Genomic DNA, 19,166 nt, shown 5'->3' with positions numbered 1-19,166 from the left:
GCGCGGGACGGGCGGTCGGGCGGAATCGTGCCGCCCGACCGGTGCCGACGCCTCGTCAGGAGCCGTCCGTGGCGGGCGGGGAGGCGAACACCTCCAGGGCGCCCGCCAGGAAGCGCCGGACGGCCTCCCGTCCCGCCCCGTCGAGACCGTCGAGCGCCGTCAGCGTGCCGTCGATCAGCGGCCCGAAGAACTCCCAGCCGAGCCGGACCGCCCGCTCCTCCACACGCACCAGCACCCGTCGCCGGTCCTGCGGATCACGGGTCCGGGAGACCAGCCCGAGTCCTTCGAGCCGGTCGATGACACCGGTGGTCCCCGCCGAGTTGAGGCCGAGCCGGGCCCCGAGCAGGCCGGCGGTGGCCGGCTCGCCGGCCCGTCCGGCGTCCAGCAGGCAGACCAGGGCCCGCAGGTCCGTCGGGTGGATGCCGTGGAGCTGCGCGAACTCCGCCTGCCGGAGCCCGAATTCGACGGTCACGGCGCGCAGCAGATGAACGGTTTCGAGCCCGGCGGGATCCCTGACCGTCGCCGGACCGGGAAGCCCCGGAAGGTCGTCGAGTCCTGCCGGATCGCTGTTATCGGCCATGCGGGCGCCCCTTATCCTCGGACCAGATTCTCTCGCTGAGCGAGATTATCGCTGAACGAGACTCCGGAGGAGGACCCGTGCGCACCGAAGCAGCCCAGGAGTTCACCGCGGCCTACCGGGCCGTGCTCGCCCGATGGCCGGCGGGCACCACCACCGGCACCGTCGACACCCCTTACGGCAGCACGCACGTGACCAGCTGCGGCCCCGAAGGCGCGCCCCCGCTCCTGCTGTTCCCCGGCGGGGGCGCGAGCGCGATGGACTGGCTCGGTTGCGCCCCGGCCCTGGCCCGCACCCACCGCGTGCACGCACCGGACCTCGTGGGCGAGCCGGGACTGAGCCTCCCGGCCGCGAACCGCCCGGTGCGCTCCGTCACCGACCTCGCCACCTGGTGGGAGGCCGTCCGCACGGGCCTCGGCATCGGACCCGAGGAGCCGGTGGACCTGGCCGGCCACTCGTACGGGGCCTGGATCGCCCTCTCCTGCGCCCTGCGCGCCCCGGGACGGGTGCGGCGACTCGCCCTGCTCGACCCGACCGGCTGCTTCGGCCGCTTCCGGGCCCGCTACCTGCTGCGGGCCCTGCCGGTCCTGCTCGCTCCGTCCCCGGCGCGCACCCGCCGCTTCCGCGCCTGGGAGTCCGGCGGCGCAGCGGCCGACCCGGACTGGCTGCGCCTCCAGGAACGGGCCGCCGACTTCCCCACCGTCCGCCCCGTCACCGGCCCGCGCCCGGACCGGGCGGCCCTCGCCGCGCTGCGCGTCCCCGTCCTGGCCCTCTTCGCGGAGCGCTCCGGCTGCCACGACGCCCGCCGCACCGCCGCCGCCGCGACCGCCGCCCTCCCGCACGCCCGCGTGCGCCTCCTCCCCGGCGCCACCCACCACGGCCTCCCGTTCACGGCCCCCACCCCCACCACCACCCACCTCACCGACTTCTTCACCGCCTGATCCCTGAACCCGGTCCCCGCGCCCGATTCCTGGCCCGTGCGGGTCCGGTGGACCGAGCCACCGCCGACAGGTGTGCGTGGAGAGCGGGTTGAGCACGGCAGGGGTGCGGAGTGAGTAGGCGTACTCAGGGAACGCGGGGCGGAGACGGCGAGAGTGGGGTGCAGCGAGCGAGACCGACGAGTGACTGGAGAGCATCATGCGCGTGTTCCGCGCCCCGGGCCGATCCGCCGTCCGATCCGCCGGGAGCCGGGCCGGTCTGGCCCTGCTCCTGAGCGCGGCGACCGTACTCACCCTGACCTCCTGCGCGGGCTTCGAGTACCGGGAGGACATCTGCGGCGGCGGGCACTACCCCGTCCTGGCCGTGGGCAACACCGGCTCCGACTGCGTGCCCGACGACCGGGAACCCCCGGAGGGCTTCGTGCGGTACCCGGCGGGCAAGGTGCCGCAGCAGGTGGACGACCAGTGGGACGTGTACTGGCGCACCCGCACCATCGACCGCGACGGGAACGTGGTCCCCGCCCCGACGACCGGCTGACCCGCCTCGCCCTCTCCCCCGACGCGGCCCCGGCGCCGCACCGCCCGCACGGGACTCCGCGAGGGCGCCGTCGGACCCTTCCGGACGCCGGACGGGTCCGACGGCGCCCTCGGGGCATCCGGGGGGTATGGAGACTTCCACTCGACACCAACGCCCCGAGCGGGTGCGGCCGTCCGGACGAAGACTGACCCGGCGGCTGCTGACCGCCGTCGCCCTCCTCGTGGTGCTCGCGGCGGCCCTCGTCCTCGCCGGGCGGTTCAGCCTGCTGCCCGGCCTCGGCGGGCTCTTCGGCGAGGACACCCGGGACCGGTCCGGACCGGCCGTCCTCAAGTCCATTCAGGACATGCACCGTTACGAGGGTGCCGTGGGCAACTTCCAGGTGGTCGTGGACCTGGAGAAGGACGCCCGGCTGCTCCCCGACGCCATCCGCGGCACCCGCACCCTCTACGTCGGGGCCGGCACCGTCGGCGCGTACGTCGATTTCGGCCGGATGCGAGAACGGGACATCACCGTGAACGAGGACCGGACGGAAGCCGTGCTGCGGCTCCCGCACGCCGCCCTCGGGTCACCGGCGCTCGACCCGAGCCGTTCGTACGCCGTTTCGAAACAGCGCGGACTCCTCGACCGATTGGGTGACTTCTTCTCGGACAACCCCGCCGGGGAACAGGCCGTCCAGAAGCTCGCCGTCCGGCACATCGCCGACGCGGCCCGGGACAGCGGGCTCACCGCGCGCGCCGAGGAGAACACCACCGCCATGCTGGAGGGCCTGCTGCGTTCGCTCGGTTACCGGCAGGTCACCGTGGACTACGGCTGAGCCGTTCCGGGGCCGTCCCGCGGGGCCGTCCGGCCCCGCGGGGGCGCTCCGGGCCTGGCCTGAACCGTACTCCGTGCGCCCCCCGCGCTCCTGTTGGCACGTTCCCGGACCGGTACCCGTGGGCACCCGCTTGCCGTCGGGTCCGAAGTTCCGGAAGGAAGCCAATGACGAGCGTGCTCGTGCTGCACAGCGTGAACCTGGTCAGGTCCGCCCTGACCGCCCTGCTGAGGGCCGAGACGTCCTTCGACGTGTCCGCGGCCGGTTGGCGTACCGCGAGACGCCACGCGGAAACCTTACGCCCCGACGTCTGCGTGGTGGACGTGGACTGTCCGGAGGCCGCGGCGGCCCTGGCGGCCGGGCAGGACGGGCCCGGCCGCCACATGCCGGGCCGCCCGGCCCTCCTGGTCCTGGCCACGGCGAGCTCCCCGGGTCCGCTGCGCAAGGCGTACGAGGCCAAGGCCCGCGGCTACGTGGACAAGGACGGATCGCCCGGGCGCCTGGCCCGGGCCATACAGCGGGTGGCCGACGGGGAACGCTTCCTGGACGCGAGCCTGGCCTCCGCCCTCATGGAGAGCGACCGGATGCCCCTCAGCCCGCGCGAACTCACCGTGCTGGCCCGCGCCGCGGAGGGCGACTCCATCGCCGAGATAGCCCGCTCCCTGCACCTGGCCAGCGGCACCGTCCGCAACTACCTGGCGTCCGCCACCCGCAAGACCGGGGCCCGCAACCGCGTGGACGCCATCCGGATCTCCCTGCGCTCGGGCTGGGTGTGAGCCCTCACCGGGGCCTTCCCCGACACCGGAACCGCGCCTGACTCCGCGACCGCTCCGGAGCCGACGCCGGCCGCGGCTCCGGCACCCGTCGGCCCGGTCGGCACTCGCCGGCTGTGAGGGCCCGTCAGGGCTCGTCAGGCCCGTCAGCGCCCGTGCGGGTGTCCCAGAGCCCGACCAGCTCCCGGTAGAGCGGCGAACGGGCGGGCAGCTCCTCGTGGGTGCCGCAGACCGCGGTGGTCCCGTCCAGCACGAGCACGCGGTCCGCCCGGGCGGCCGAGGAGATGCGGTGCGCCACCACCACCAGCGTTCCGGGGCGGGCGGCGAGCGCCCGCTCGGCCCGGGCCTCCGTGTCCGGGTCCAGGTGGCAGGTGGCCTCGTCCAGGAGCAGCAGGGGGGCCGGGGAGAGGTGGGCGGCGGTGAGGGCCAGGAGCTGCCGTTCGCCCTGGGAGAGCCGGGCGGGCTCCAGCGGCGCGTCCGGCCCCCCGAGGCGGGCGACCAGTCCCCCGGCTCCCAGGGCCTCGACGCTCCGCTCCACCTCGGCGTCACCGGCCTCCGGGTGGAAGTGGAGCAGGTTCTCCCGCACGGTCCCGGTGAAGACGTACGCCTGCTGCGGGAGCAGGGTGCGGCGGGGGTCCGGTCCGTACCCCGTCCCGCCCGGTCCGCCGCGTCCCGGTCGGCGGGCCGGGGTACCGGCGACGAGGACCGAGCCCGCGCCGGGTGCGAGCACGCCGGCGAGGAGGGCCGCGAGCGTGGACTTGCCCGCGCCGCTGGGCCCGACGACGGCCAGGTGCTCACCGGACCTGATCCCGAGGTCCAGTCCTTCCAGGACGGGGCGCGCGCGGGGCCCGTAGGCGAAGCGGACCGCGCGGAGTTCGGCGGCGGGGACCTCGACCGCGGCGCGCCCGGTCGTGGCGGTCACGGCGGCGGGCTGCCCGGTGGTGGGGTGCCCGACGACGGGGTGCCCGGCGGTCGGCCCGGTGGTCGGGACGGGCTCCGGCGTCGCCCCTCCCGGAAGGGCCGGCCCGGGTGCGCAGAACCGTTCCAGGACCACGAGCAGACGGGTGCCCGCCGCACCCAACGCGGTCATCAGTTGGTGGAGGGCGGGGAGCAGGGACTGCATGAGGTAGGTCAGCGCGCCCACGAGCGTGCCCGCCGTGAGCCCGCTGTCCAACAGCCAGGGGGTGGCGGCCAGCAGGGCGGCCACGGGCGACCGGCCCGCGAGGCCGAGGGCGAGGGTGCGGACGGAGGCCCAGCGCGCCAGGGTCCGGGAGTGCCGCTCCGCGGCGGCGACCGCGGCCAGGACGTCGGCTCCCGCCCGTTCCCGGCCCCCGCAGGCCGCGATGTCGCGGAGGCCGGCGGCGACGGTCGCCGTCCCCGCGGACAGCTCCTCGTCGGCGTCGAGGAAGGCGCGCTGGACGCGTGCCATGGGAGCCAGGGTGGCCATGAACAGGCCGAGGCCGAGGAGGAGCGGCGGCAGGACGACGGCGAGGAGGAGCGGGGCGAGGGCGGCGAGGCCGAGCAGGGCGCCCGCGGCCGTGAAGAGGAAGGACCGGGCCGTCAGGACGAGTCCCGCGAAGGAGTCACGTGCCATTTCACACTGCTGTGTCACGCGTGAGACTGCGCGCGCATCCACACGGGCCGGGTCCGCCACGGCCGCGTCGAGGGCCCGGTTCACCGCCCGCCGCACCAGCCCGTCGCGCAGCGGTTCCACCAGGTCCGCCAGCGCCCCGAACACCCCGCGGAGGGCGGCGCCGCCCAGCAGGGCGGCGGCCGCGGCCAAGCCCAGCCACAAGAGCCCGGTCCCGGTCCGTCCGGCGAGGAAGCCGTCGTCGAGGGCGCGGGCCACTCCGTAGCCGCCCAGGAAGGCTTGGGCGGACTCCAGGAGGGACCAGCCGCCGAGCCGTGCGAGCGTGCGCCCGCGACCGCGCAGGAACCGGCGTGCCTCGGGTGCCACCGCGCGCAGCGCCCCCGTCTCCCCCACCCGTCCGGCCGGCTTTGCCCGGCCCGCCGGGCCGAGCCGGTCACGGAGTCGACGCGGGGGCTCGGCCCCCGACGCACCGTCCGCGGGGTCCGCCACGGCCGTCCCGGTCCGGCTCATCGGACCGCCCCCGCTTCCGTGCCCGCTTCTCTCCCCGTTGCCGTCCCCGTCCCCGTCGCTGTCGTTGTCGTTGTCGTTGTCACCGTGGACGCCGCCACTTCCGTCGTCGCCCTCGTCGGGGCCTCCGCCCCCGGCCCGTGGGGCGTCTCCGTGAACACCGCCCGGTAGGCGGGGTCCCGCCACAGCGCGCGGTGCGTGCCGGTGGCCCGTACCCGGCCGTCGTCGAGCCAGACCACCAGGTCGGCACCGGCCGCGGCGGAGACCCGGTGCGTGATCACCAGCCGGGTGCCGGCGCGGACCTCCCGGGCGAGGGCCCGCTCCACCCGGTGGGCGGTGACGGTGTCGAGGCCGGAGAGGGCGTCGTCGAGGATGAGGAGCCTGCCGGCCCGGTGGAACGCCCTTGCCAGGCCGAGTCGTTGGTACTCGCCACCGGAGAGCGGGGCGTCCGTCGGCGGGGTGTCGTAGCCGTGCGGGAGGCGGCGGACGAACCCGTCGGCGTCGGCGGCCCGAGCCGCCGCCACGATGGCGGCGGGGTCGGGGGTGGGTCCGGTCCCGAAGGCGAGGGCCTCGGTCACGGTCCGCCCGAAGAGGGCGGGCCGTTCGAAGGCGTAGCCGATCTCCGCGCGCAGCTGGGCGGGGTCGGCGGCGTCCAGGGGGAGGCCGTCGAGGAGCACGGTGCCCGCGTCGGGCGGGGTGAGGCGTCCGGCGACGGCGGCGAGGAGGGACTTGCCCGAGCCGGAGCGGCCCACCACGGCGGCGGTGCTGCCGCCGGGGACGAGCAGGTCCACCTCGTGGAGCAGGGTGCGGCCTTCCCGGACGACGCTGACGCCGCGCAGTTCGAGGGTGCCCGGCCCGTCCGGCAGCGGGGCGGTGCCGTGGGCCGGCCGGGGCAGGGCGAGGAGTTCGTGGGTGCGGCGGGCCGCGGCGCGGCCCCGGACCAGTGCGGCCAGTTGTCCGGTGACCGCGCCCGCGCCGGCGGCGAGGGCCGCGTAGCGGGAGGCGGCGAGGAGTTCGCCGACGCCGAGGTGACCGGAGGCGAGGCGGATGCCGGCCACGGCGAGCACCACCGCGAGGAGGAGCGGCATCAGGGCGGTGCTGCGGGCGACCGTCGCCCCGTAGACCCGCCACATCCGGCGGCCTTCCGTACCCAGCAGGGCGAGTCCGGACAGGACGCGGCGGCGTTCGCGGTCGACGGTGCCCGCCGCGGCGATGGTCCGGGCTCCGCCGAGGGCTTCCACGAGCCTTTCGGAGATGCCCAGTTGGGCCTGCTGGTAGGCGGAGACGCTGGCCGACGCGTCGCGGGCGAAGGCGCGCAGGAGGAGCAGCAGCAGGGGCAGGCCGGCGAGGAAGGCCAGCGCGGTCCACAGGTCGATGACGAAGAGGGCGATCAGCCCTCCGAGCGGGGGCAGCAGGGCGGCGAGGCCGGTGGCGGCCGTGGCGGGCACGGTGCCGGCGTCGGTGGCCTGCGCGGTGAAGCGGGTGGCGAGGTCCCCGGCGGGGAAGCGGGTCGCGTGGTGCGGGGAGGTTCCCAGCAGCCGGGTGAGGGCGCCGCGGCGCAGCCAGGCGGTGGAGCGGGCTCCGATGGTGCCGGTCAGGGCGGCGGTGCCGGCGTCGAGGAGGACCTCGGCCGTCACGAGCAGGGTGCACAGGAGGACCCAGGTGCCGGCTCGGGGCCGGTCGGCGAGGAGGAGTTCGAGGGTGTGGCCGAGGACGGCCGGTTCGGCGAGGGCGACGACGGCGGCGGCCACCGAGCACAGGAACGCGGCCGTGACGCGGCCCGCGCTGTGCCGACCGGCGGCGGCCAGGGTGCGGTCGGGGGTCGTCGTCATCCCGGTGCGTCCTCCGGAGGGTGTGGTGCGGACCCGGGCGGCGAGGCCGCCCGGGTCCGTCATGCCGGGGATACTCCCGGTCAGTTACACGTGGTGAGGCTCAGGCTGCTGTCACCGCAGAGGAGCAGGCTGGCACGGCTGCCGCCGCCACCGCCACCCATGACCTCGGTGGCCTCTTCGGTGGGGGTCTCCAGCGACTGCAGGTCGAGAAGCGACATGTCCGTCTCCTTTTCCGTGGCAGGCACCGTGCCGGTCGGCGCGGTGGCGTGGTGCGATGGAACAAGGTGGTGCGGGTGGTGCGGTTGGATCGCGGTCCCGTCGGGGACCGGTCTCACGGCCCCGTCAGGGACCGGCTCTGGGGCCGCCCGGGGGGCGGCAGGAAGGGCAGGTGCACGCGTCCTCCGGAGGCCGCCGCACCGAGCGCGAGCAGAACGCCCGCCGAGCCCGTGGACAGGTCCGTGGAGAGCCGCATCATCTGCTCGCCGGGGAAGGCCAGGTGGCCCTGGTACGGCACGGCGTGCCGGGCGAGGGCGTCGATCTGGCGCCGGATGTCGGCGGGTCCGGTGCCGGGACCGTCCGCCGTGGTGCGGGACAGGTACAGGACCATCCCGGCCGCACCCCGGAAGAGTCCGGGCTGCGCGTAGAAGGTGGCCTGGGCGGCCCGTACGATCTCGCGGCGGGCCCGTTCGAACTCCGGTTCCGCGGCGTGCGCGAGGTAGTCGTCGAGCACCATGCCGATGCCCACGCTGCCCGCGCCGAGGTACGGCATCGTGCGCCACCCCTCGTTGACCTGGAGGGTACCGAAGGCGCTGGTCACGCAGTGTGACAGGTCACGTTGCAATGACGTGGCGGCCAGTTCCAGCAGCCGGGGTTCGCCGGTGCGCTCGTACAGCCTGAGGAAGAGCAGGGCGGGGCCGGAGGAGCCGTACAGCAGTCCGGCCCGGGTGAGGCGCGGGGCGGTGAGCGCGACGCGTTCGGCGCAGCGCAGTGCCGCCTTGTGCAGGCTTTCGTCCCCGGTGGCGGTCGCGAGTGCGTCGAGGGCGAGGCCCACGCCGGAGAGGCCGCCGTGCAGGTCGGGTCCGGTCTCCTCCCAGGGCTGGCGCAGCAGGAGTCCGGCGAGTTCCAGGGCGCGTTCGCGGTGTCCGAGCCGTTCCAGGGTCCAGGCGAGCCCGGCGAGTCCGTCGTAGAAGCCGACGGGTGTGCCGGACTCCGGGTCCGCCACCCTCCTCAGCAGCCAGTCCTCGGCCTCCGGCCAGGGTTCGACACCGGTCTCCGCCAGGGCGAAGAGGACTCCGGCGGCGCCCACCCCGAAGCAGAGCCCGCCCGCCGGTCCGGCGAACTGGGCGGCGTCGCCGGGGAAGAGCCGGTCCTCCCGTTCCGGGGTGGCGCTCGCCCGCAGGGCCTCGGTCAGCGAGTCCCGGCTCTCCGGCCAGTCCCCGGGGGCGGCCGGGAGGTAGGGGCCGGCGGGCCGGGGCACGCCGCCCTGCGGGGAGGCCGGGTCGGGTCCGGCCAGGATCTCCGCGACGGCCTCGTCCAAGTACCCCTCGGGCAGCGGGAACTGTTCGGCGGCCACCTCCGCCAGGTGGACGGCCTTGGCGCGGTCCAGGACCAGCAGGCTGGTCAGCGGGAGGAAGAGGGCGAGTCGGAGGCAGGCCAGGGCGTAGCGGTCGACGGCGAAGCCCTTGCGGTCGGCGGGGGCGACGAAGGCCGGGTTGGCCACGGTCTGGCGCAGCCCCTCGTCGACGTGCGCGGCGGCTTCGAAGTCCAGGAGGGAGACGGTGGGTTCGCCGTCCTCGTCCTCCTTCACCATGATGTTGAACAGGTGCAGGTCGTTGAAGACGACGCCGCGGGCGTGCACGGCGGCGACCGCCTCGGTGACCCGTTCGTGGATCTTCACGGCCCAGTCGGTGTAGGCGCGCAGCGCCTCCGGTTCGGGGTCCGCCTCGATCAGCGGATGTCTGTGGGCGAAGTAGGCGTTGAGGGGTTTGCCGTCCAGGTGCTCCAGGGCCAGGAAGCGGTGGCCGCCGACGGTGAACGCGCCGCGCACGGCGGGCACGCAGTCCAGTCCGGCGAGCAGTTCCAGGGCCTTCTGTTCCCGTACGAGCCGGGTGACGGCGTCGGCGCCGTCGGCGGCGAGTCCGGCGTGCGGGCGGCCCTCCTTGAGGACGACGCGTTCGCCGGTCGCCGCGTCCCGGGCCAGGTAGACGCCGCCGCCGTTGGAGAAGTGCAGGGCGCTCTCCACGGTGTACGGCAGGTCGGTGAGGGTGAGGGCGGCCCTCGCTTCGAGGTGCGGGGCGAGGAACGCGGGCATCGGCACCCAGTCGGGGACCTTGAAGGCCGGTCCGCGCAGGTCCGGTACGAGCCGGCCCTCGGGGTCCGCGACGGCGGGGCGGAGCTCGCCGTCGGCGTCGTAGCAGTGCCGGAGGGTGAAGCTGCCCCAGCGCAGGTACACCGGGCCGTTGCCCCAGCGCAGGTCGCTGAGGATGTAGGGGCCGTCCTCGCCGTCGAGCAGCCGGTCCAGGTCCTCCGCGATGCGGCGGCACTGCTCCTCGTCGGCGGGGTAGACGGTGAGGAACTTGCCGCTGCCGGCCCGGTCGGCGTACTTGGCGTTGCGGGTGTGGAGCAGGTAGCGGCTCGGGACGAACTTGAAGGCGATGCGGCGTTCCACGCAGTAGGCGTACACCCGGTCGAGCACGGACTCGGCGTTCCCGAGGCCGGCCGAGACGTGGATCTTCCATCCCTGGGAGGGGAGTTCGTGGTCCACGGGCCGCAGCGCGAGCCAGTCCCCGCTGCGGTGCGAGCGCCAACCCTCCGGCACGGGCCGGAGGCCCGCCGCGTACCGCCCGCCCTCGGCGCGCCGGTACGGCGCGTCGTAGAACCAGCGGTCCGCGTCGCAGAAGGCTGCGTATCCCTTGTTCACCCCGGCTCCCTCGATCGGCGACGGACATGACGGTGTCACGCGGCTCCGGGGGGCCGACAGTCCCGGGTGTCACGGGTGTCCTGTGCGATACGCACAGGTCACTTGTGTTCGGATCCGGGGGGCCGCCGGCGCGTCCGGGGCGCTCCGACGGGATCGGGAGGGATCGGGCGCGACGGGTCACGGGGGCCACCTCTGCCTGACGGGTCGTCACTTCCGCTTCTCATTGAGCCTGTTCGCCATCGTGCTCGGCGTCCTCCCGAGCCGCCGCGACCGCGTCGCCGTGGGTGAAGGCCCAGGCCCCGAGGGCGTCGATGGGCTCCAGGAGGGTCCGCCCGAGGGGAGTGAGGCCGTAGGAGATCCGGGTGGGGGCTGCCGGGTCGACCCGCCGTTCCACCAGCCCCCCGGAGGCCAGGCGGCGGAGGGTCTCGGTGAGGACCTTGGAGCTGATCCCGCCGATCCGGCCACGGAGTTCGACGGGGCGGCGCGGGCCCTCGCGGAGGGCCCAGATCACCACGGGGTTCCAGGTGTTGGAGAGCAGGTCGAAGGCGAGGCGGGCCCGGCAGTCGGCGAGGAAGGGGTCGGTGGTCACGTACCGAATGGTGCCCGAACGCCCTTCTAGCGTCGGTGGTGTCGGGTCCGTGCGGGCCCGCGGAGATGGGGTCGTGGGATGAGGATCGGCGTACTGGGCACGGGCGGCATGGCCGGGGCGCTCGCGGGGCACTGGGCGCGGGCCGGTCACGAGGTGACCGTCGGGGGCCGCGACGCGGGCCGGGCGGCGCGCCTCGCGGGACGGCTCGGTGCCGGCGCGCGCTCCGCGGGCCTGCGGGACGCGGCCGGGTCGGGCGACGTGGTGTTGGCGGCGCTGCCGTTCGGGGCGGGGGCCGAGGTGGTCGGGGAGCTGCGGTCCGAGCTCGCGGGCCGGGTGCTGCTGGACTGCTCCAATCCGGTCGGGCCGGGATTCCGGCTGCTGACGGACGGCGGCCCTTCGGCGGCGGCCCGGCTGGCCGCGGCGGCGCCCGGGGCCCGCGTGGTCAAGGCGTTCAACCTGTGCCACGAGGACGTGTGGGGCATGCGGCCGCCCGTCTTCGACGGGCGCCCGTTGGCCGTGCCGGTCTGCGGGGACGACGCGGAGGCACTGGAGCGGGTGCGGCGGCTGGTCCGGGACGCGGGCTGCGAGCCGGTGGCCGCGGGCGGACTGGACCGGGCCGGGTTGTTGGAGGCCACCGCCGCGCTGTTCATCGGGCTGTGGGTGGGCGAGGGGGCGGACGTGCGGGCCCTCGCCCCTCCTCTGACCCACGCCGCCGGCCCCGGCGGGGCCGTGGTTCCGGCGGACACCCGCGGCGGGGGCCGCGACGGGGCGCGGGGAGGCGCCTCGGGCGGCTGAGGGTTCAGGCGGCGGGCCCGCCGGTGAGACCGAACGTCCCGGCGGCGGCGAAGATCCGGGCGCAGCGCTCGGTCATGGCCCGGGGCGACTGGTCGGGGTGCGCGATCCACCAGCGGACGAGCGCCGTGCACAGGCCCCGCCAGGCGTGGGCGAGGGCGTCGGCGTCCAGGCTGTCGGGGTCCCCGGCGCCGGTGCCCGAGGCGTCGGCGGTGTCGGAGCCGCTGCCCGGCGCCTCGGAGCGGAGCCCCGGGGGGCTCGCGTCCGAGGGTCGGGCGGCGGCCGTGTCGAGCAGGTCGGCGGCGCCGGCGGCGGCGAGCGCGTCGATGGCCCGCCGGTATCCGGTCGCGCGGTGCGCCGCCTCGCTGCCGGGCGGGAGGGTGGGGTCGTACAGGACGAACCAGGCCCGGCGTTGTCCGTCCAGGGCCTCGAAGATCGCGGACAGCACCCGCAGCGAGGCCGGGGGCGCGGACCCGGCGGCCGGGGTGCTGCCGGAGCCGCGGCCGGTCGCGGGATCCGTCCCGTGCGCGGGCTCCGCCATGGCCGCGCGGACGGACCCGAGGAGCCGTTCGCCGATCGGCTCCAGGCAGGCCAGGTACAGGTCCTGCTTGCCGCCGAAGTACTGGTGGAGCAGGGGTTTCGTGACGCCGACCCGGGCGGCGATCGCGGCCATGGTGGTGGCCTCGTAGCCCTGCCGTCCGAACTCCTCGGTGGCGGCGGCGAGCACCTGCCGCTCGCGCTCGGCGCGCGGAACTCCCTTGGTGCCGGCCTTGGTTCCGGTGCGGGCGGGGGCGCCTTCGCCGGACGGGGGTGTTGTCATGCCCTTGATCTTACCCTACGGTAATTTACCTCAGGGTAAGTTCCTTCGACACCATTGGGGTGACCGCGCGTGCCCGCCTCCGCGACCGGACCGGATCCCTCCCCCCGCCGTACCGACGGCCCTCCCCGCACCCGCTCCTGGTGGGGTTGGGGCCATGCGGACGCCCACCCGAGCGACGCCGAGTGCGTCGCCCTCGGCGCCCTGCTGCCGGGCACCCTGGCCCGCCCGCTCCCGGTGCCGCGCGTCACGGACCTCCGACTGCCGCGCCCCGCCCTCGCTCCCCCGGCCTCGCTGGCGCACCTGGTCCGCGAGGATCCGGCGGACCGCGCCGGGCACGCCCTGGGCCGCGCCTACCGCGACATCGCGCGGGCCCTGCGCGGCGAACTCGGACGGGTGCCCGACCTCGTGGCCCGACCGACGGACGCGGCCGACGTGACCCGCCTCCTCGACTGGGCGGGCGGGCACGGCGTGGCCGTGATCCCCTTCGGCGGCGGCACCTCGGTGGTCGGCGGAGTGGAGTACCGGGGCGACACCCACCGCGCCGTGCTCTCCCTGGACATGACCGCGATGGGCCGGGTCCTGGAGGTCGATCCGGTGAGCCGTTCGGCACGGATCCAGGCCGGCGCCCTGGGGCCCGACCTGGAGCGGCAGCTGCGCCCGCACGGGCTGACCCTGCGCCACTTCCCGCAGAGCTTCGAGTTCTCCACGCTCGGCGGCTGGCTGGCCACCCGTGCCGGCGGCCACTACGCCACCGTGCACACCCACATCGACGACTTCGTCCAGTCCCTCGGCGTGGTCACCCCCACCGGCACCAGCACCTCCTGGCGCCTTCCCGCCTCCGGCGCGGGCCCCTCCCCCGACCGGCTCTTCCTCGGCTCCGAGGGCACCCTCGGCGTGATCACGGAGGCGTGGATGCGGCTCCAGGACCGCCCCCGGCACCGCGCCTCGACCTCCGTGTCCTTCGGCGAGTTCCCCCGCGCCCTCGAAGCCGTCCGGGCCCTCGCCCAGTCCGGCCTGAACCCCGCCAACTGCCGCCTCCTCGACCCCGGCGAGGCCCTTCTCTCCGGCGCCTCGCGGGACGGCTCCGCCGTGCTCGTCCTCGGCTTCGAATCCTCCGCCGGACCGGTGGACGACCTCCTGGCGAGCGCCCTCGACCTGGCACGCGCCCACGGCGGCAGGACCGCCGACCCGACGGCGGGGGACGCGGCGCGCGGATCCGGGACGGACGAGGCGGTGGGCGCCTGGCGGGCCGCCTTCCTGCGCATGCCCTACCTCCGGGACGGGCTGGCCCGGATGGGCGCCGTGGTCGACACCTTCGAGACGGCCGCCACCTGGGACCGGATCCCGGAGCTCATCGACGCGGTCCGCACCGAGGTGGCCGCCGCGGCCCGCGAGGCCACGGGGCACGAGGCCACGATCAACTGCCGGCTCACCCACGTGTACCCGGACGGCGCCGCACCCTACTTCACGGTGGCCGTGGCAGGACGGCCCGGCGCCGAGACGGCCGTCTGGGACGAGATCAAGGCGGCCGCCGGAGAGGTCCTGCACCGGCACGGCGCGACCGTCACCCACCACCACGCCGTCGGCCGCGACCACCGCCCCGGCTACGACCGGCAGCGCCCCGAGCCCTTCGCCCGCGCCCTGCGGGCCGTCAAGGACACCCTGGACCCGCACGGGATCCTCAACCCGGGCGTCCTGCTGGACTGAGCCCGACCGGACCGCCCCGCGCGACGGACGGGAACGCGACCGGACGGGACACGACCGGCCCCGAAGCGACCGACCCGCCCCGTCCCGGCCGTCCCGCACGACCCCGAACGGCCCACGCCGCGGCGCCGGGCGGACCCGGGAGGTCCCTTCGGGAGACGCCGTCAGGAGGCCACGTCAGAAAGCCATGTCAGGAGGCCGCGCAGCCGGCCAGCATCTCGGTCAGGGTGGTCTTCTCGGGGGCGGTGACGGCCAGGCCGTAGTGGGACTTCACGTTGGTCCAGGCCGTGGCGTAGGTGCACCAGTAGGACCGGGCCGGCGGCTTCCACTCGTCCGGGCCCTGGTCACCCTTGGCCCGGTTGGTGGACGCCGTGACCGCCAGCAACTGCGGGCGGGCCAGGTCGTTGGCGAACTCCTTCCGCCGGGCGTCGGTCCAGGTGTCGGCCCCGGAGCGCCAGGCGTTGGCCAGCGGCACCATGTGGTCGATGTCCAGGCGGGCCGCGTCGGTGACGGTCTGCCCGTCGTAGACCGAGACCCAGTTCCCGGAGACGGCGCGGCAGTCCTCGTCCCGCTTCACCTCGGTGCCCTCGCGCTGGAGCACGATCTCCCGGGTGTCGCAGGACTCGCCCTGACCCGCCCAGTGCTTGAACCGGGCCCTGCTGTAGCCCGCCATCGAATGCCGTTCCGCCACCGGCAGGGCGGCCAGCTGGGTCCGGGCCTCGGCCGGCGCCGACAGGCCCGGCAGGGTGCGGGCGCCCGGAGCGCCGGGCGCCGCGGAGGGGGCGGTCGATGACGGGCCGTCGGACGGGTCCGGAACCGACGAGGCGGTGCCCCCGCCCGCCGGGGGCGCGGAGGCCGGGGCGGAGGGGCGGGCGTCGCCCACGGTGTCGCTGGAGCGCTGCGGACCGCAGCCCGCGGCCCCCGCCGCCGCCAGAAGGACCGTCACCAGCACTGCCGACACACGCGTCCCACGCATCACGGACCCACCCCATTTCTCCCGGTACACACCCCAGGCGACCCTACCCATCACCCCGGTGGGCCCAACCGGCGCCCCGCCGGTACCCGGTGGCGGATCGTACGCCGGGCGCGGTCCGGGCGGGCGCCTCCCTCCCTGCGGGCCCCTTCCGGCCCCGGTCCGCCGGTCCCCGGGCGGGTGGTGCGGGCGGCGCGGCCCGGTACACGGCGCCGGGACGGGCGTACGCTCGGTGCATGGCCAAGTACTTCGACGTGCATCCGGCGAACCCCCAGCCCCGGACCATCGCCTCGGTGGCGGCGGACCTGCGGGCCGGGTCCCTGGTGGCGTACCCGACCGACTCCTGCTTCGCGCTCGGCTGCCTGCTGGGCAACCGCGAGGGCCTGCAACGCATCCGGGCGATCCGCGACCTCGACGAGCGGCACCACTTCACCCTGGTCTGTCAGGACTTCGCGCAACTGGGCCGGTTCGCCCACGTGGAGAACACGGCCTTCCGCGCCATCAAGGCGGCGACCCCGGGCCCGTACACCTTCATCCTGCGGGCCACCTCTGAGGTGCCGAGGCAGCTGCCGCACCCGCGCCGCAAGACGGTGGGCGTGCGGATCCCCGAGCACCCGGTCGCCCTGGCGCTGCTGGAGGAGCTGGGCGAGCCCCTGGTGTCGAGCACGCTGCTGCTGCCCGGCGAGGAGGAGCCCCTCACCCAGGGCTGGGAGATCAAGGAGCGGCTGGACCACCTGGTGGACGCCGTCATCGACTCCGGGGACTGCGGGACCCGTCCCACCACCGTCGTGGACTACTCCAGCGGCGAGCCCGAGATCATCCGCAAGGGGGCGGGCGACCCGGACCGCTTCCTGTAGGGCTCCCGGCGCGGCCGGCCGGCCCCGACGCTCCCCCCGCGCCCCCGCCCCGCACCCGGCGCCGTCCCCGTCGGGCCCGACAGGCCCTAGGCTCACCCCCGTGAGCAGCGAGGAAGCCGGGGGCGGGGCGTGCTACCGCCGGGAGGAACTGGCCCGCGCGGCGGGCGTGAAGGCGCGGAACCTGCGCTACTACCAGGAGCGGGGGCTGCTGCCCCCGCCGCGCCGCGAGGGCCGGATCGCCTGGTACTCCGAGGAGCACCTGGTGCGGCTGCGGCTGATCGACGAGCTGCTGGGCCGCGGGTACACGGTGAACGGGATCGCGGAGCTACTGGCCGCCTGGGAGCAGGGCGGAGGTCTGGCGCAGCTGCTGGGCCTGGAGCGGGAGATGACCCGGGACTGGGTGCGGGAAGAGGCCGTCACCATGACCCTGGACGAGCTGCGGGAGCTGTTCGGCCCGGCGGCCCGCGCTGAGCACACCCGGCGGGCCGCGGAGCTCGGGTACGTGCGCCTGGAGGGCGAGGCGGTGACCTTCCCCAGCCGGCGGCTGCTGGAGGCCACGCTGGCACTGGTCCGGGAGGGCGTGCCGCTGGAGGAGATCCTCGACGCGGGCGAGTTCGCGCAGCGTCAGGCCGCGGTGGTGGCGGACCGGTTCGTGTCCCTGTTCCGGCGTCACGTGATCGGCCCGGACGGCCTGGAGGGGCTTTCGGCCAGCCGCATGGAGGACATCACGGCGGCGGTGGCGGCACTGCGTCCGGTGGCCGGCGAGGTGATGGCGGCGGAGTTCGCGCGGGCGATGGCCCGGCGCGCCGAGGAGGAGGCCGCGGCGCTGCTGCGGACGGATTCCTGAGGTCGGGGGGCTGATCGCGGCGCTACCGCACGGCCCGCGGGGACGGCGGCCGAGGAACGGGGACGGGCCCGACCGGCGGGACCGGGGCGGTTCGCGCCGTGGTGCGCGGCGGAGGGTCCGGGCCGCGGACGGTGAGGTTCCACCAGGTTTTCCGCATCGTGGAGTTGGCCCGAATCGGGCTCTCGCACAACCTTGCCAATGGCCATTGGCGCTCTTACATTCTTCCGCACACCATACCGGCCAGTAGCGATCAAATGAGGACATCATGGATCATGAATTAGCCGAAGGAAGAGTGCGGTGGCGGCGCTTCGCGGTGCTCACCGTCCCGGCCGTGGGCGTCACGGCCGCGCTGGGCATCGCCCTCGCCCAGGGCGCGCTCGCCGCCTCCTTCGCCGTCTCCGGCCAGCAGTTCAAGGTCTCCGCCGACAGCCTCACCGGAGAGGGCTTCGCCCAGTACGGCAGCGTGGACGTCAACGCCCGGGAGGAACTGATCCCGGTGGCGGTCACCGCGATCCGCGAGGCCAAGCTGCACAACCTCTGCCAGTCCGTGGTGACCACCCTGCCGGTGATCGGCGACATCTCCCTGAACCTCACCGCGGGCCGCAAGAGCCCGGTGGAGGCCACCGACCTCTTCGTGGACGCCACCCAGCTCGGGGGCAACGCCTCCTTCACCAACATCGAGATCGGCCGCGACGCCTCCACCCTGGACAAGGGCCCCACCGAGGCGCAGGGCATGCAGGACCTCTTCGCCGAGCAGGCCGACACCGTGACCATCACGGACCTCCAGCAGACCGCCTGGGCCACCAACGCCGGCACCTTCAAGCTCTCCGGCCTCAACATGAAGATCAGCAAGGGCAAGAAGGAATGCTTCTGACATGCCCTCGGACCTGCGCCCCCGGGCACGGTTCCGGCGCTGGCGGCGCGGCCGGCCCTTCTGGGGCGGATTCGCCGCCGTCCTCGCCGGGGCCTGGATCTGCTCCCTCCCGCTGGCCCCGCTGAAGGTGATGCTGACCCAGGGCGTGGCGGGCATCCCCTCCGTCCTGATGGGCCTGGTCATGATCGTGCTCGGCCTGTCGGTGTGGTTCGCCCCGCACTACCGCTCCCTCGCGGGAGTGGTCACCACCCTGATCTCCGTGGCCGCGCTGGTGCTCTCCAACCTGGGCGGCTTCCTGATCGGCACCCTGCTCGGGATCCTCGGCGGCGGGCTGATGTTCGCCTGGCAGCCGGGGCCCGCCGCACCCGCACCCGCTCCGTCCCCCACTCCGCAACACCCCTCTCCCCAAGGAGCACAGCCATGAGCCGTACGCGCACCGCCGTCCTGCTCGGCCTCGCCGCCGCGGGCACCCTCACCCTCGGGTCCGCGACCGCCACCGCCGTCCCCGCCTCCTTACCGGCCGCCGCGGCCGGGTCCACCACCGTCACCCCGGCCGGGCACGGCTTCAAGGCCACCCTCAGCGGGCGGGCCACCCTCAAGGCCGGCTCGGTCACGGTCACCTGCTCGGTGTCGGTGGCCACCGGCAGCGTCCCGGCCGCGCCCGGCAACACCAACCCGGCCGGCCCGGTGTCCTCGCCGATCTCCCCGCCCACCTACTCCTCCTGTACGTCGAGCATGCCGGGGGTCACCCCGACCGTCACCACCAGTGGGGCCTGGAAGGTGACCATGCAGAACGGCTCGCCGAGCACGGCGGTCCTGACCGTCCCCGTGGCCGGGCTGAAGGTGCAGACCTCCGGTCTCGCCGTGTGCACCGTGATCGCCGCGCCCAGCGCCCCCGCGGGCGCCCCGGGCACCTGGACCAACGGGGCCCCGCCCAAGCTGACCTTCACCAACGCCACCGTCCCGGTGACCGTGACCGGCGGCTTCGGCTGCCCGACCAGCGCGACCACCTCCACCTTCAACGCCGTCTACACGGTCGCGAACACCACGGCCCCGGCGCAGCAGATCACCGTCGGCCCCTGACCCCACGGCACCACCCCCGCACCACCTCGGCACCGCCTCCGGGACCTCCCGGTACACGTGCCGCAGCACGGGCGCGGCGCAGGCGATGCCCAGCCGGCCCGCCCCGTCCACGAGGACGGAGAGCCCGGCGGCGTCGGGGC

General features: G+C 75.4%; 19 protein-coding genes. 11 read left to right on the top strand and 8 right to left on the bottom strand.

Features of this window, described 5'->3' with window-relative positions; genetic code table 11:
* Window positions 1–55: 55 nt before the first annotated feature.
* Window positions 56–580: a MarR family winged helix-turn-helix transcriptional regulator gene (locus ABTZ17_RS17035; protein ID WP_352196422.1), complete on the bottom strand. Its 525-nt coding sequence runs from the start codon at window positions 578–580 to the stop codon at window positions 56–58.
* A 77-nt stretch (window positions 581–657) separates the two neighbouring features.
* On the opposite strand from ABTZ17_RS17035, the gene ABTZ17_RS17030 reads away from it, so the two are divergent.
* From ABTZ17_RS17030 to ABTZ17_RS17015, 4 genes are all read left to right on the top strand, one after another.
* Window positions 658–1,518, top strand: a complete 861-nt coding sequence (locus ABTZ17_RS17030) for an alpha/beta fold hydrolase (RefSeq protein ID WP_352196421.1) — start codon at window positions 658–660, stop codon at window positions 1,516–1,518.
* A 196-nt stretch (window positions 1,519–1,714) separates the two neighbouring features.
* A complete protein-coding gene (locus tag ABTZ17_RS17025) occupies window positions 1,715–2,053 on the top strand; it encodes an SCO0607 family lipoprotein (protein ID WP_352196420.1) in 339 nt (112 codons plus the stop codon).
* 127 nt (window positions 2,054–2,180) lie between these two features.
* Window positions 2,181–2,867: a DUF4230 domain-containing protein gene (locus ABTZ17_RS17020; RefSeq protein ID WP_352196419.1), complete on the top strand. Its 687-nt coding sequence runs from the start codon at window positions 2,181–2,183 to the stop codon at window positions 2,865–2,867.
* A 164-nt stretch (window positions 2,868–3,031) separates the two neighbouring features.
* Complete coding sequence (locus ABTZ17_RS17015; protein WP_352196418.1) at window positions 3,032–3,640, top strand: response regulator transcription factor; 609 nt, start codon at window positions 3,032–3,034, stop codon at window positions 3,638–3,640.
* A 124-nt stretch (window positions 3,641–3,764) separates the two neighbouring features.
* Here ABTZ17_RS17015 and ABTZ17_RS17010 read toward each other — a convergent pair whose 3' ends face one another.
* The 5 genes from ABTZ17_RS17010 to ABTZ17_RS16990 all read right to left on the bottom strand — a co-directional run bounded on the left by ABTZ17_RS17010 (window position 3,765) and on the right by ABTZ17_RS16990 (window position 11,076).
* A complete protein-coding gene (locus ABTZ17_RS17010; protein ID WP_352196417.1) occupies window positions 3,765–5,594 on the bottom strand; it encodes an ATP-binding cassette domain-containing protein in 1,830 nt (609 codons plus the stop codon).
* A gap of 140 nt (window positions 5,595–5,734) precedes the next feature.
* A complete protein-coding gene (locus ABTZ17_RS17005; RefSeq protein ID WP_352196416.1) occupies window positions 5,735–7,630 on the bottom strand; it encodes an ABC transporter transmembrane domain-containing protein in 1,896 nt (631 codons plus the stop codon).
* A gap of 17 nt (window positions 7,631–7,647) precedes the next feature.
* Complete coding sequence (locus ABTZ17_RS17000; RefSeq protein WP_352196415.1) at window positions 7,648–7,785, bottom strand: SapB/AmfS family lanthipeptide; 138 nt, start codon at window positions 7,783–7,785, stop codon at window positions 7,648–7,650.
* A 113-nt stretch (window positions 7,786–7,898) separates the two neighbouring features.
* Window positions 7,899–10,487 (bottom strand): class III lanthionine synthetase LanKC, encoded by a 2,589-nt coding sequence (gene lanKC / locus ABTZ17_RS16995; protein WP_352196414.1) that lies wholly within the window; start codon window positions 10,485–10,487, stop codon window positions 7,899–7,901.
* Between the two features lie 220 nt (window positions 10,488–10,707).
* Window positions 10,708–11,076 carry a winged helix-turn-helix transcriptional regulator gene (locus tag ABTZ17_RS16990; RefSeq protein ID WP_352196413.1) on the bottom strand — a complete coding sequence of 123 codons (369 nt, stop codon included), beginning with the start codon at window positions 11,074–11,076 and terminating at the stop codon, window positions 10,708–10,710.
* A 78-nt stretch (window positions 11,077–11,154) separates the two neighbouring features.
* On the opposite strand from ABTZ17_RS16990, the gene ABTZ17_RS16985 reads away from it, so the two are divergent.
* Entirely contained in the window at window positions 11,155–11,871 is a 717-nt protein-coding gene (locus tag ABTZ17_RS16985) for an NADPH-dependent F420 reductase (RefSeq protein WP_352196412.1), read from the top strand.
* Between the two features lie 4 nt (window positions 11,872–11,875).
* Here the strand turns inward: ABTZ17_RS16985 and ABTZ17_RS16980 are convergent, their stop codons facing one another.
* On the bottom strand, window positions 11,876–12,688 hold the full coding sequence (locus ABTZ17_RS16980; RefSeq protein ID WP_352196411.1) for a TetR/AcrR family transcriptional regulator: 813 nt from the start codon (window positions 12,686–12,688) through the stop codon (window positions 11,876–11,878).
* A gap of 69 nt (window positions 12,689–12,757) precedes the next feature.
* On the opposite strand from ABTZ17_RS16980, the gene ABTZ17_RS16975 reads away from it, so the two are divergent.
* The gene (locus ABTZ17_RS16975; protein ID WP_352196410.1) at window positions 12,758–14,395 is read left to right on the top strand and encodes an FAD-binding oxidoreductase; all 1,638 of its coding nucleotides are present in this window, start codon (window positions 12,758–12,760) and stop codon (window positions 14,393–14,395) included.
* A 187-nt stretch (window positions 14,396–14,582) separates the two neighbouring features.
* Here ABTZ17_RS16975 and ABTZ17_RS16970 read toward each other — a convergent pair whose 3' ends face one another.
* Window positions 14,583–15,368 carry an HNH endonuclease family protein gene (locus tag ABTZ17_RS16970; protein ID WP_352196409.1) on the bottom strand — a complete coding sequence of 262 codons (786 nt, stop codon included), beginning with the start codon at window positions 15,366–15,368 and terminating at the stop codon, window positions 14,583–14,585.
* Window positions 15,369–15,601: 233 nt separating this feature from the next.
* Here ABTZ17_RS16970 and ABTZ17_RS16965 point away from each other — a divergent pair, with 233 nt between their 5' ends.
* From ABTZ17_RS16965 to ABTZ17_RS16945, 5 genes are all read left to right on the top strand, one after another.
* A complete protein-coding gene (locus ABTZ17_RS16965) occupies window positions 15,602–16,222 on the top strand; it encodes an L-threonylcarbamoyladenylate synthase (protein WP_352196408.1) in 621 nt (206 codons plus the stop codon).
* Between the two features lie 100 nt (window positions 16,223–16,322).
* The gene (locus tag ABTZ17_RS16960; RefSeq protein WP_352196407.1) at window positions 16,323–17,069 is read left to right on the top strand and encodes a MerR family transcriptional regulator; all 747 of its coding nucleotides are present in this window, start codon (window positions 16,323–16,325) and stop codon (window positions 17,067–17,069) included.
* Between the two features lie 265 nt (window positions 17,070–17,334).
* Window positions 17,335–17,943, top strand: a complete 609-nt coding sequence (locus ABTZ17_RS16955; protein ID WP_352196406.1) for a DUF6230 family protein — start codon at window positions 17,335–17,337, stop codon at window positions 17,941–17,943.
* Window position 17,944: 1 nt separating this feature from the next.
* On the top strand, window positions 17,945–18,367 hold the full coding sequence (locus ABTZ17_RS16950) for a DUF6114 domain-containing protein (RefSeq protein WP_352196405.1): 423 nt from the start codon (window positions 17,945–17,947) through the stop codon (window positions 18,365–18,367).
* A complete protein-coding gene (locus ABTZ17_RS16945; RefSeq protein WP_352196404.1) occupies window positions 18,364–19,026 on the top strand; it encodes a hypothetical protein in 663 nt (220 codons plus the stop codon). The genes ABTZ17_RS16950 and ABTZ17_RS16945 overlap by 4 nt, the downstream gene beginning before the upstream one ends.
* Window positions 19,027–19,166: the final 140 nt, after the last annotated feature.

The sequence above is a fragment of the Streptomyces sp. NPDC097619 genome, from assembly GCF_040302735.1.
Taxonomy (GTDB): Bacteria; Actinomycetota; Actinomycetes; order Streptomycetales; family Streptomycetaceae; genus Streptomyces.
This window is presented reverse-complemented; position numbering and strand designations above follow the sequence as displayed.

What these genes read in the sequence shown, in the direction of transcription:
- ABTZ17_RS16950 (WP_352196405.1), top strand. Translation starts at nt 17,945, where the DNA reads ATGCCCTCGGACCTGCGCCCCCGGGCACGGTTCCGGCGCTGGCGGCGC.
- ABTZ17_RS17015 (WP_352196418.1), top strand. Translation starts at nt 3,032, where the DNA reads ATGACGAGCGTGCTCGTGCTGCACAGCGTGAACCTGGTCAGGTCCGCC.
- ABTZ17_RS16985 (WP_352196412.1), top strand. Translation starts at nt 11,155, where the DNA reads ATGAGGATCGGCGTACTGGGCACGGGCGGCATGGCCGGGGCGCTCGCG.
- ABTZ17_RS17035 (WP_352196422.1), bottom strand. Translation starts at nt 580, where the DNA reads ATGGCCGATAACAGCGATCCGGCAGGACTCGACGACCTTCCGGGGCTT.
- ABTZ17_RS16955 (WP_352196406.1), top strand. Translation starts at nt 17,335, where the DNA reads ATGGATCATGAATTAGCCGAAGGAAGAGTGCGGTGGCGGCGCTTCGCG.
- ABTZ17_RS17025 (WP_352196420.1), top strand. Translation starts at nt 1,715, where the DNA reads ATGCGCGTGTTCCGCGCCCCGGGCCGATCCGCCGTCCGATCCGCCGGG.
- ABTZ17_RS17005 (WP_352196416.1), bottom strand. Translation starts at nt 7,630, where the DNA reads ATGACGGACCCGGGCGGCCTCGCCGCCCGGGTCCGCACCACACCCTCC.
- ABTZ17_RS16965 (WP_352196408.1), top strand. Translation starts at nt 15,602, where the DNA reads ATGGCCAAGTACTTCGACGTGCATCCGGCGAACCCCCAGCCCCGGACC.
- ABTZ17_RS16970 (WP_352196409.1), bottom strand. Translation starts at nt 15,368, where the DNA reads ATGCGTGGGACGCGTGTGTCGGCAGTGCTGGTGACGGTCCTTCTGGCG.
- ABTZ17_RS17020 (WP_352196419.1), top strand. Translation starts at nt 2,181, where the DNA reads ATGGAGACTTCCACTCGACACCAACGCCCCGAGCGGGTGCGGCCGTCC.
- ABTZ17_RS16945 (WP_352196404.1), top strand. Translation starts at nt 18,364, where the DNA reads ATGAGCCGTACGCGCACCGCCGTCCTGCTCGGCCTCGCCGCCGCGGGC.
- ABTZ17_RS16980 (WP_352196411.1), bottom strand. Translation starts at nt 12,688, where the DNA reads ATGACAACACCCCCGTCCGGCGAAGGCGCCCCCGCCCGCACCGGAACC.
- ABTZ17_RS17000 (WP_352196415.1), bottom strand. Translation starts at nt 7,785, where the DNA reads ATGTCGCTTCTCGACCTGCAGTCGCTGGAGACCCCCACCGAAGAGGCC.